The organism is candidate division WOR-3 bacterium, assembly GCA_039804025.1.
In the GTDB taxonomy this organism is placed as follows: Bacteria; Hydrothermota; Hydrothermia; order Hydrothermales; family JAJRUZ01; genus JBCNVI01.
This window is the reverse complement of record JBDRZP010000037.1, coordinates 1-11,363: the sequence shown is the minus strand read 5'-3', so window position 1 is coordinate 11,363 and position 11,363 is coordinate 1. Positions and strand designations below refer to the sequence as shown.

Here is an 11,363-nt window from a genome sequence, read left to right as displayed (position 1 = left end):
TCAACAATTTATAAACAAAATGTTCCTAAAACCTGTTCAAAATGTCATGAAAAGGAATACATAGAATATGTAAAAAGTGACCATTTCCGTGCAATAAGATTTGGAAACTTTGATGCCCCCTCCTGTATAGACTGTCACTCAGAACACAGGATACTTCCTCCTTGGGATCCAAAATCTCCTGTTTATCCCGTGAACATACCAAAAACATGTGCTGATTGTCATGAAAGTGTAAAACTGAGTGAAAGATACGGAATACCTGTTATGGAATTAAAAAGTTACCTTGCAAGTTATCATGGAGTAAAACTTGAAGCAGGCAATCTAAAAGTTGCAAACTGTGCATCCTGTCACGGTAATCATTCTATACTTCCTTCAAGTGACCCTGAATCACCTGTAAATAAGAAAAATTTACCAATTACCTGTGGAAAATGTCACAAAGGTATTGCGGAAAAAACTGGTTTTATTGGTCCTATTCATGAGCGGATAGATAGAAATATTCAAATAATAAAAAAAGTTGTGTCCCTTATTTACATATTGCTCATAATAGTCACAATAACATCAATGATTATTTATTGCTTTTTAGATTACTGGAAGAAAAGAAAGGAATTTCTCGTAAAAGGATTTAGAGAATTTAAACTTGAAAAAGTTGAAAATACTAAATTTTCCTATTTTGAAAGAAAGCTTCATTTAATCCACATAATTTCCTTTTTCATTCTGGTTTATACAGGTTTTGCACATCATTATCCAGAAAATTTCTTTTTCAGCTTTTTTGTTAAAATAGGAAATGGTGCTTTGAGAGCATTTTTACACAGAATTGCAGGAACAGTAACTATTATCTCTTTTGTAATTACGATCTTTCTTATGTTATTTACAAAAAAAGGGAGAGAAAAATTTTCTAAACTCTTATTTAATCTTAAGGACATCTCCGATGCAATAAATTTACTTTTATATAACCTGAATATAAAAAAAGAAAAACCAGAACTGAACCACCCATTTACCTTTTATGAAAAATTTGAATTCTGGGCTTTGGTATGGGGAACTATTATAATGAGTATAACAGGTATTGCTCTATGGTTTAAGGATTTCTTTTTAAATTTCATACCTTCATTTATACTTGATATATTCCTTTTGATTCACTTTTATGAAGCTATCCTTGCAACTCTTGCAATATTAACCTGGCATTTCTACTGGGCAATTTTTGATCCTGAAGTTTACCCTATGAATCCTTTAATGTTTGAAGACAGAGTTTTCTCATATTATCTAAAAAAATAAAAATTAATATATTTTCTTTTTGAAATTAAATAGTTAAAAAAATTAAAATTATAAAAATTATGATAAGAATCTTAAAAATTCTTTTCCTTTTTTATTTTTTGAGCTGTGGTAGAAATATTAATATTTATTTTTTGGTATCTCTTTCTGGACCTGAAAAAGTTTACGGAAAAGAAGCAGAAAAGGGAATAAAGCTTTTTTATGAGAGGATTAAAAATAAAAAAATTAAAGGAAAAAAAATCAATGTAATAATAAGGGATATAGAAAGTGATATAAATAAAATAAAAGAAATTTTTGATGAAATTAAAAAGGATAGAAACTCTTTTCTTATAATAGGACCTGAAATTTCTAAATTTGCTATTTTTGCATCCTTAATTGCTGAAAAGAATAAAATCCCCCTCATAACTCCCACAGCAACTAACCCACTTGTTACAGAAGGTAAAAATTTTGTTTTCAGATTAACCTATACAGATATTGCTCAGGGTTCATATTTGGCAAAATTTGCTATTCGTAATTTAAAAAAGAAAAAGGCTATAATTCTATTTGAAGCTCAAAATCCTTATTCAGAAGAACTTTCAAAACAGTTTGAAGCGGTATTTAATAAAGAGGGCGGAAAAATTTTATTTAAAGCCTTCTATTTAAAAGGAGATACTTCTTTTTCTAAACATATAGAGAATTTTAAAAAATATAAGCCAGATCTTATTTTTATTCCAGGATATGTTAAAGAAGTAAGTATGTTTATTAAAAAAGCATATAAAAAGGGATTAAATATTACTTTCTTAGGTGGTGATGGATGGTATTCTCCCCTTTTAATAAGTTCCCTTAAAGATCTATGGAAGGAAGGTGTGGAAGCATTTATCACTTCTCCCTTTTCTCCTTTTGATACATCAAAAAATGTAATAAAATTTGTAAATGATTTTAAAAATAAATATAAAGAAATTCCTTCCTTTGTTTCTGCACTTTATTATGATGCTTTTAATCTTTCTGTTTATATAATTGAAAATCTGCAAAAAATTGACAGGGAAGAATTTGTAAAAAATCTTACTAATCTAAAAAATTTCACAGGAGTAACAGGTAGAATAAGTTTTAATGGTAAAAAAGATCCTAACAGGGAGGTATTTATTTTAAAGCCGGAAGAAGAAGGATTTAAGTTTATTACAAAACTTTATTTTGAATAAAGGAATATGATAGCTATATTAATATTAAATTTTACATTAGCATCAAAATGTGGTGAGTGTCATACTGATATATATAAGGAATGGAAAAATTCACTTCACGCACAGAGCTTTGAAGACCCAGTATTTCAAGATGTTTACAAAAAGATCATAAATCCCGAAGAACAAAAACTCTGTTTAACCTGTCATGTTCCCACTGTTTCTGAAACAAAAGATTATATGATAAAACAGGAAATATCAAAGGAAGGAATAACATGTGATTTCTGTCATAGTGTAAGGGATGTTAAAAATGGAAATTTTGAACTTGAAATAGGTAACATAAAATTTGGTCCAATTTCAGATATTCCTGAAAATTTAAATATAGGCCACAAGAATAAATATTCTGAAATTTTCTTAAAGGCTGAATTCTGCAAAACCTGTCATGAATTTAAGAATAAATACGGAGTTTATGTTCTTGATACTTACAATGAATGGAAAAACAGTGAATACAGTGCAAAGGGAATTCATTGTCAAAACTGTCATATGGCAGAAATACCTTTTACGAAAATTGTGGATCCAAAGGTTTATCCTTCAGAAAGATTTATAACAGATCACAAATGTTTGGGCGGGCATTCTGAAATAAGATTGAAAAAAGCAGCTTCCCTTAATGTGCTATATAAAATTGAAAAAGATAAAATTTTAACAAGTGTGTATGTTACAAACAGTGAGTCGGGTCATAAATTGCCTACAGGAGTTCCAATAAGAAGGTTAATTCTTGAAGTCTTACTCCTTAATAAATACGGAGAAGTACTTGAAAAAAAGGAAAAAGTTTATCAAAGGGTTATAGTAAATAAGGATAACAAAGTATTATCAGAAATGGATGAAATTTTTACAGAGGCATATAAGGTTGTTGAAGATAATAGAATCTCACCCAAAGAGACAAGAAGAGAGGTTTTTACCTTTGATATAAAAGATAAGGGTCCCTATTTTTTAAAAACGCAACTTAAATATGAATACAGGATTCCTTTCCTTGAGCCTGATATAATGCTTTTTGTAATACAGGAAAAGGAGTTATTAATTGAAACTGAAAGACCTTTGAAAATTGGAAACCTAAGTTTTATAATATTTTCTTTAATTATTTTTTTAATTTTTGTTTATATACTTATATCATTTTTAAAAACATTTAAAAAGGAGGGTAAAAATGGAAAATAAAAGAAGAAATTTTTTAAAAAATTTAGCCTGGTTTTTACTATCAATAACAAGCTTAATTTTTATCTTTCCGGTTTTTTTATATCTTTTACCTAAAAGAGAAGAAAAGAAACTCAATATTTTTACGGATAAAAATGGAAATCCAATACCTGAAGATATAGTTAAGGAGGGAAGTTACGAGCTCGGTCTATCTCAGGATGGTCCAACTATTTTGATAAGAAGAGAAGGAAAGCTCTATGCCTTTTCAGCAGTTTGTACTCACCTGGGATGTATTGTGAAATGGGTACCTGAAAAAAATGAATTTTTCTGCCCATGTCATGCAGGCAGATTTGATGCAAATGGAGCTGTTATCTCCGGACCCCCACCTTCTCCTTTAAAAAAATATAAAGTAGATATAACCCCTGAAGGTATTATTGTCCTTTCTTAAAGGGGAGGGGAAAATGAAAAATTTATTTAAGGCAATTGATGAAAGATTAAAATTAAAAGAGCTTTATGAGAAATATCTATCAGGTTATATGGTTCCTGAAAACCTGAATTTCTGGTATTCAATGGGTGCTGTATGTCTTACTTTTTTCATGATACAGATTGTTACAGGAATTCTTCTCCTTATGTATTACATTCCTTCTGTTGAAAAAGCTTTTGAAAGTGTCACCTTTATTACGAATGAAGTTCCCTTGGGATGGCTTATAAGAAGGGTTCATGCAGTAGCAGCAAACATATTTGTTCTTGCCCTATTTTTTCACATGCTTTCAACTTTAATAATGGGATCATACAAAAAACCAAGGGAGATACACTGGATTACAGGGTGTTTACTTTTTGCCCTTGTCCTTGTTGAGTGCCTGTCAGGTTACCTTCTTCCCTGGAGTCAGCTTTCCTACTGGGCAACTTCAGTTGCCACAAGTTTTCCTGGTGCTTTTCCCTTCATAGGTGACTGGCTTGTTTATTTAATAAGGGGCGGGGAAAAAATAACTCAATTCACCCTCGGAAGATTTTTCTCAATTCATGTCTCCTTTATACCTTTCACAATCTTTGTTTTAATTGCCATACATATTTTCGTTATGAGAAGAACAGGAATATCCTATCCTCCTGGAACTGATGAAACAAAGGTTAAAAAGATGCCCTTCTTTCCCCATTTTGCTCTTAAAGATTTAAAAATTATATATTTATTTTTAGCCTTAACATTATTCATTGTATTCTTTTTCCCTCAACTTGTTATACCTCATGATGCCCTTATTCCTGCTGACCCACTTTCAACACCAGAGCACATAAAGCCAGAATGGTATTTTCTTGCCAACTACCAATTTTTAAAATTGATTCCAAATGAATTCCTCGGAATTTTCTTACAGATTTTGATAGCTCTTCTTATCTTTCTAATTCCTTTTATTGATAGAAATCCAGAAAGGAGAATATGGAAAAGACCATTATTTTTCGGAGCTGTGATTTTTGGTATAGCTTTTTATATTTTATTAACAATCTGGGGATACTTATCATGAAAAATAATAAATTTATAATCTTATTTTTTTTAATATACCCTTTAAAACTTTTCTCCTATGAAAAAACTGTGTGTATAAAATGCCATCTTGAAAGTGGTGATGAATATTTAATGAAACCTGTCCATGAATGGGAAAAAAGTATACATGCTGAAAATGCTATTTCCTGTCATAACTGCCATGGTGGTAATCCAAAGGATGAAGAAACTGCCATGAGTGAAGAATTTGGCTTTATTGGAAAACCTAAATATGAAGAAATTCCTGAATTCTGCGGAAAATGCCATGCCGGTGTTAAGGAAAATTATTTAAAGAGTGCTCATGGACAAACTCTCCCTGATGGTCCAAACTGTGTTACCTGTCATACAGCTCACAGTCAGCAAAAAGCCGGACTTTTTCTCATTAATAGAGAACTATGTTCAACCTGTCACGATTATGAAAGAGCTGAAAAAATCAAATTTGCACTTATGAATACTGAAAATACAATTTTAAAATTATCAAAAAAAATAGAAGAACTATGGATAAATGGATTCAATGTGGATGAATTGAATAAAAACCTCTTCGCAACAAGAAACTCCTTCAGAAGATTAACTCATATTGTTGAAGTTGATTACATTCTTGAACAAACTGGAGGAATTTATTCAGATCTTGGAAAAATTGAAGAGGAAATTAAAAAGAAAGAAGATATACTTAATAGGAGAAAATTATTAGGTGCTATAGTTATAATTTTCTTTTTAATCTCTGCTTATGTTTTCGGAAAAATTTATGAGGAATTAAAAAGAGAAATAAAATCTTAATGTTACCCAAAATAAAACTGGGTAAAACTAAAGAGGAGATTCCGATTTTTTCTCTTGGAACATGGGCAATAAGAAATGAAAGGGAAATGATAAAGGTTATTCAGTATTCAATTGATACAGGTCTAAACCATATAGATACAGCAGAAATGTATACTGGAGCGGAAGAAATTGTCGGTAAAGCCATTAAAGGATATGATAGAAAAAAAATTTTTATAACAAGTAAGGTTTTACCTTCCAATGCCTCATATAAGGGAGTAATTAAATCCTGTGAGAATTCCCTTTCAAAATTGAAAACAGATTATATAGACCTCTATTTACTTCATTATTACACAGGAGAGTATCCCTTAAAGGAAACCCTTGATGCTTTCAATCATTTAATTGAAAAAGGAAAAGTAAGATATGCTGGGGTTTCAAACTTTGAGATTAAAGAATATGAAAAATTTAAAAATCTTTTAAGAGAATATAAGATTCAAAATAATCAGATAGAATACAATCTTTCAAACTGGCAATATGTGGAAGAAAAACTTTTACCACTTTATGAGAATGAAGATATCACTTTATCGGGTTATTCACCTTTATGGCAGAATAATCCTCCTAAGGGAACTAAAGGTTTTAAAGTTCTTGAAGAAATTGGTAAAAAATACGGAAAATCACCCTTTCAGGTTGCTCTTAATTTTTTAACAAGACATAGAAAAATATTCATAATATTCAAGACAGAAAATATTGAGCATTTAAAAGAAAACATTGAATCTCTAAATTTTAATTTAGAAGAAGAGGATATTAAAAAAATAAAAGAAAATTTTTAAATTTACTCAAAAACTATAAGTGAATAACTTACAAGGGAATCAGTTAATTCCTCATAATATTTTTTATAATCAATTAAAGTGCCTCTTTTTATACCAAGATCTTTTAATATTTCAAAAAAAAGAAAATTTGTATTTTTTCCATCAATTTTTGTTATGTTCTCATTTTTTTCTAAAAAATCAAAAGCTTTTTCATTTTCAAGATTCAAAAGATAATCAATGTATTTTATATCAATCTCTTCAGGGTCATAACTTTTTTCATCTCCAAACTTTTTTCCTACATGGGATAGATCAATACTTGATATAAAGAAAAATTCTCCTTTAAATTCTTTTATAACTTCTAACAATTTTTTTGCTATTTCCTTTAATTTTTCCTTATTACTTTCAGAAACAAGAAAAGCAAGAACTTTTTTATCCTCCTCAAGAAAACTTGTAAAAATAACAGGAAATTCAATTGAATGTTCTTTTTTAAAAGAAAAATAATCCGATGTTATATCGTAATCAAATTTTTCCTTTATTTTATTAACAAAGTTAATTTCTGTTTCAATTATCTTACCATTTACTTTGAAGTTTTTTGGAAATAAAGAAAAAGGAACTTCAAACCAGAAGTGAGGAACACCAAAGATTAAAATTACTTTCTCTCTTACATTTTTTAAAATAGAAAAAAATTTTTGATAAGTCTCTCTTGCAACAAAGGGATCAATGTGAGGGATTATCATTGCTTTAATTTTTTTAGTTATATCTAAATTTTTATTTTTAAAAAATTCAATAAGTTCTTTTAATCTATTATCAATTTTAATCTCCTTAAATTCTGAACTTTTCATCTTCTCCTTCTCCTCATTAACTTTTTTTAAAAACCTTTCATTATAAAGAAGATAATTTCTGTCAAGTTCCTTTATAAAGTTTATTATCTCAAGATTTGAGAGAATTATACCTGTCATTTTTAAAAATTCTGATTTTATATCTGAAATAGTTCTTTTACCATCAATAAGTGTTAAAAGCAAAAAACTTTCCCTTGAAAAAAACATCTCCTTTGATATTGAAAAAGGATCAACTACAATAAAACCTCTTTTGTCAGGAATAACATCAAAGTATCTTAACTTTGGTCTTTCTTCCATTTTTATATTTTTAGTATTTAAATTAAACTCTTACCCCTGAAAGGTATAATTTCTTCATCACTTATATCAAATATTTTTAAAATTGTATTCGCTACATCATAAATTTCTGCATCCTTCCTGCCTTTAAGATTTCCATCAGGACTTTTTAAAATATAAATTCCTTCATAGGAATGATTTGCATCATCAGGTCCTGTATCATTTTCAAGGGTAAAAATTTTATTTATTCCAACTGAACCAACGCTCCTGTAATCAAGATCCCCGAATATAACAATTAAATCAGGAGGAAAACCTTTAACTTCAGGATATATTTCCTCCGGATAAAAAGCCTTTGTTCCTATATTTTTACCATCTTCATTTTTTAAATTTTCAAAAATTTCCCTTAACTCTTTCCTCACTTTTTCATAATCTTTTTTATCTAAAATACCCTCTTTATCTCTACCTTTTACATTTAAAAAAACTCTTGAATAATAGCCCCCTTCACCGTATGCATAAGTTTTTTTAAAATCAATCATTTCGGGTTCAAGACGCTTTTGTTCTTTAAAATTTTCCTTTAATTTTAAATAACCCTCTTTAATCAAAAGTTCATTAACAGCAACACAACCCTCTATTTTTTTTGCACCATGGTCTGAAACAACCATTATCCATGTATCCTCGGGTAATATTTCAAGAATCTCTCCTATTTTTTTATCGAGGAAAGCATAATATTCCGGTATTACATCTTGGTACTCATTATTTTCTTCATACATTTTGTGTTCCCTATCAAAGAACCTCCAGAATCCGTGATGAATTCTATCTGTCCCCATTTCAACAAAGAAAAAAAGATCAAAATTTTCTTTTCTTAAAAAATATTTTACAATCTCAAATCTCTGTTCTGTTAATTTATAGATTTCTTTTTTTAACCAGTCTTTTTTCTCTGTTCTAAAACCCTTTGCATCAAATATATATTCACCAAAATTTTTTTCAATTTCACTTTTTATTTCTTCAGGATAGGCATATTTACTTTCAGGTCCTGGTGTTAAAAAGCAGGAAATCCTTATACCGTTAATTGGTCTCGGTGGATAAGAAGGTGGAATTCCAATAGATATAATTCTTTTTCCTTTTCTTGAAAGTATTTCCAAAACAGTATCAGATTTTAAATCATGAGAGGTTAAAACCTTTAATTTATAATCTTCTTTCTTTCTATTTCTGAAACCATAAATTCCAAGGTCTCCTGGTGTTTTTCCAGAAAGCATGCATGCCCATGCAGGAACAGTTATAGGGGGAGTTATACTCTTTAATATACCATACTGGGAGTTTTCTATTAGATTTTGAATATTCGGCGTTTTTTCCTTCAACTTTTTATCAAAAAAATCAAAGGGAACTCCATCAAGACCAAAAACAAAAAGTTTCATTTTTCCTCCTATTTAAATATGTGTAATAATATACTTTTTAAAAATATTTAAAGTCAATAATTAGTCTTTCAACATAGAAATTTTTTTATAAAACTTTTATATTTAACCTCTTAAAGATTCTTAACTTTAAAAGCATTTTTAATTTTTTATGATTTTTATATCCCTTTCAGATTTAGAGACGGCAATTTTACTTATTTTATTTCTTCTCTTATAAATAATCTTTTCCCTTTGTGCTTTAAAATTTCTTCTTTCCAGAACACAAATAAATCCTTATAAAAAAGAAAAGGAAGAAGATATAAAAATATAAAAATAGTAAAAAGGGTTCCAAAAAATTGCATTAAATTTTTATAAGGGAAAAAACCGAGAAGAAAAATTAATGTAGAGAGTATCTGGGTCATAAATATTGTGAGTTCTGTCCTTTTATCTTTTAAAAAGGGGGATTTTTTGAAAAGACTATGAAGAATGGTAAAAAATATAAGGAGTAAAGCAAAAATAATTGTTTTAAAAATACCATATAAAATAGAGTATTTGTAAAGGTTAGCATCTAAAAAGGGATAGATAAATAAACAGAATAAAATCACAAAAATACCTAAAACTTTTGAAACTTTATCTTTCATCCCAGATTTTCCAAAATATTATTAATATTACTGCACTGTAAGAGATAATATCAAAGAAATAATATCTTGGATATTGAAATAGTTTAACATTCCAATTAAAATTATTTACCAAAATAAAACCAATCCAAACGAGTAAAAAGATCATATATTTTTTTTCTTTTACGGCAGGATAGAGAACCCAAAAGAGAAAAGCAAAGAGAAAATTATTTAACCATTTATTTGTAATAAGAAACAATGGGATTATGTGAAATTTATAATCTAAAAATCCTCTTAAAATATTATACTCCCAAAATCCACAAATAATAAAAATTATAGTAAATATTAACCACTTAATAAAAGGTACCATTTTATTTTACCTTTTAAAATTTGATTTTTTATTGATTTATTTTGCCACATCCTTTTATTAAACAAATAAAACAGGTAAAAGTAACTCTTACATAACAAGGGTTAATACAGTTTCTTACACAATCCCAGTAGCATGATTCACCGGGAGAACAACTAATTAAATAACAGTCAACGATACATCCTCCATTCTTACCAAGGCACATTAACTTACAACTAACCATTATTGAGTTTCCTCCATCTGGTTCATTTGGTATTTTTGGTATTGAGAATATATCCTTAAAATTTTCATTTTATTTTGACTAAAAAGTATATACAAAAAATTATAGAGTATATAAGTATCATCGTGAGAAGGAGAATAATCCTTTGGGTTGAATACCTGACTTGTGAATAAATATCCATCCAAAATGTACTCATTATGAGAAACCACCACAACCAAAAAATCTTATCTACTTCTTTTACTTCTTTTTTTATCCATGGCATAATCACCAACAAAGGAAGAATTATAAAAAACTCCAATAACCACTTCTCCACAGCAACCTGCCATGGAGGTTTTGAGAAGAATTTATAATCTAAAAAACCAACGATAATAATGAATATTACAATAATAACTCTAATTGACCATATTTTTTTCTCTCCCATATCCTTACCTTAAAGATTTTTGAAATTTTTCACCACATCCCATTAGGAGCACCAAAGCGCATTGAAAGGTTGCATCTCCATAACAAAATATTTTATAGCATTTAAAAGATTTAAAGCAAATTCAATACCATTTGACACTGTATAGGGATTACTTCCAACCCTTATTGTATCTCCTGACCAATTTCTTATGAGAATATACCCAAAATTATAACCTGATAAAATAGAGTATCTTTGAAATTCCTTATTTTCTTTTTTAAAGAGTATTTCTTTACTAATTTTTTTCATTTTTTCTCCTCCTTTTTAATTTATCCCTAAGTTCGGGATTGAACCGATTTCTTAGGATAAAATATTATACAATTTTTTTTTCAACCCCTTATTTAACCCATTTCTCAGGGTCTTATTATATATATAACAATTTAAAAAGCCTTTTCGTTTTTTTTTAACGAATCTGAGATTTTGTTATGATTAAAAAATTTTTTAGTTTTTGACCCTAAATAAATCTTTATTTTAAAATTAAAATATGACAACAGAAAACTT

11 protein-coding genes are annotated in these 11,363 nt (G+C 28.5%); 7 read left to right on the top strand and 4 right to left on the bottom strand.

Annotated features, from left to right (window positions below; genetic code table 11):
- The 7 genes from ABIN73_09920 to ABIN73_09890 form a co-directional block, all read left to right on the top strand.
- Positions 1-1,269 (top strand): cytochrome b/b6 domain-containing protein (locus ABIN73_09920; GenBank protein MEO0270042.1); only part of this gene is annotated, 1,269 nt, incomplete at its 5' end.
- 59 nt (positions 1,270-1,328) lie between these two features.
- The gene (locus ABIN73_09915; GenBank protein MEO0270041.1) at positions 1,329-2,444 is read left to right on the top strand and encodes an ABC transporter substrate-binding protein; all 1,116 of its coding nucleotides are present in this window, start codon (positions 1,329-1,331) and stop codon (positions 2,442-2,444) included.
- A 6-nt stretch (positions 2,445-2,450) separates the two neighbouring features.
- Positions 2,451-3,632: a multiheme c-type cytochrome gene (locus tag ABIN73_09910; GenBank protein MEO0270040.1), complete on the top strand. Its 1,182-nt coding sequence runs from the start codon at positions 2,451-2,453 to the stop codon at positions 3,630-3,632.
- A complete protein-coding gene (locus tag ABIN73_09905; GenBank protein ID MEO0270039.1) occupies positions 3,622-4,056 on the top strand; it encodes a Rieske (2Fe-2S) protein in 435 nt (144 codons plus the stop codon). Before ABIN73_09910 ends, ABIN73_09905 begins: the two co-directional genes overlap by 11 nt.
- A 13-nt stretch (positions 4,057-4,069) precedes the next feature.
- Positions 4,070-5,122 carry a cytochrome bc complex cytochrome b subunit gene (locus ABIN73_09900; protein ID MEO0270038.1) on the top strand — a complete coding sequence of 351 codons (1,053 nt, stop codon included), beginning with the start codon at positions 4,070-4,072 and terminating at the stop codon, positions 5,120-5,122.
- Positions 5,119-5,913, top strand: a complete 795-nt coding sequence (locus ABIN73_09895) for a cytochrome c3 family protein (protein MEO0270037.1) — start codon at positions 5,119-5,121, stop codon at positions 5,911-5,913. Before ABIN73_09900 ends, ABIN73_09895 begins: the two co-directional genes overlap by 4 nt.
- The gene (locus ABIN73_09890; GenBank protein ID MEO0270036.1) at positions 5,913-6,719 is read left to right on the top strand and encodes an aldo/keto reductase; all 807 of its coding nucleotides are present in this window, start codon (positions 5,913-5,915) and stop codon (positions 6,717-6,719) included. Before ABIN73_09895 ends, ABIN73_09890 begins: the two co-directional genes overlap by 1 nt.
- A gap of 2 nt (positions 6,720-6,721) precedes the next feature.
- Here the strand turns inward: ABIN73_09890 and amrB are convergent, their stop codons facing one another.
- The 4 genes from amrB to ABIN73_09870 form a co-directional block, all read right to left on the bottom strand.
- Entirely contained in the window at positions 6,722-7,834 is a 1,113-nt protein-coding gene (amrB, locus tag ABIN73_09885) for an AmmeMemoRadiSam system protein B (GenBank protein MEO0270035.1), read from the bottom strand.
- 17 nt (positions 7,835-7,851) lie between these two features.
- The gene (locus ABIN73_09880; protein ID MEO0270034.1) at positions 7,852-9,225 is read right to left on the bottom strand and encodes an alkaline phosphatase family protein; all 1,374 of its coding nucleotides are present in this window, start codon (positions 9,223-9,225) and stop codon (positions 7,852-7,854) included.
- Between the two features lie 191 nt (positions 9,226-9,416).
- Positions 9,417-9,842 (bottom strand): hypothetical protein, encoded by a 426-nt coding sequence (locus ABIN73_09875; GenBank protein ID MEO0270033.1) that lies wholly within the window; start codon positions 9,840-9,842, stop codon positions 9,417-9,419.
- A gap of 1,026 nt (positions 9,843-10,868) precedes the next feature.
- Complete coding sequence (locus ABIN73_09870) at positions 10,869-11,111, bottom strand: hypothetical protein (GenBank protein MEO0270032.1); 243 nt, start codon at positions 11,109-11,111, stop codon at positions 10,869-10,871.
- Between the last annotated feature and the right edge of the window lie 252 nt (positions 11,112-11,363).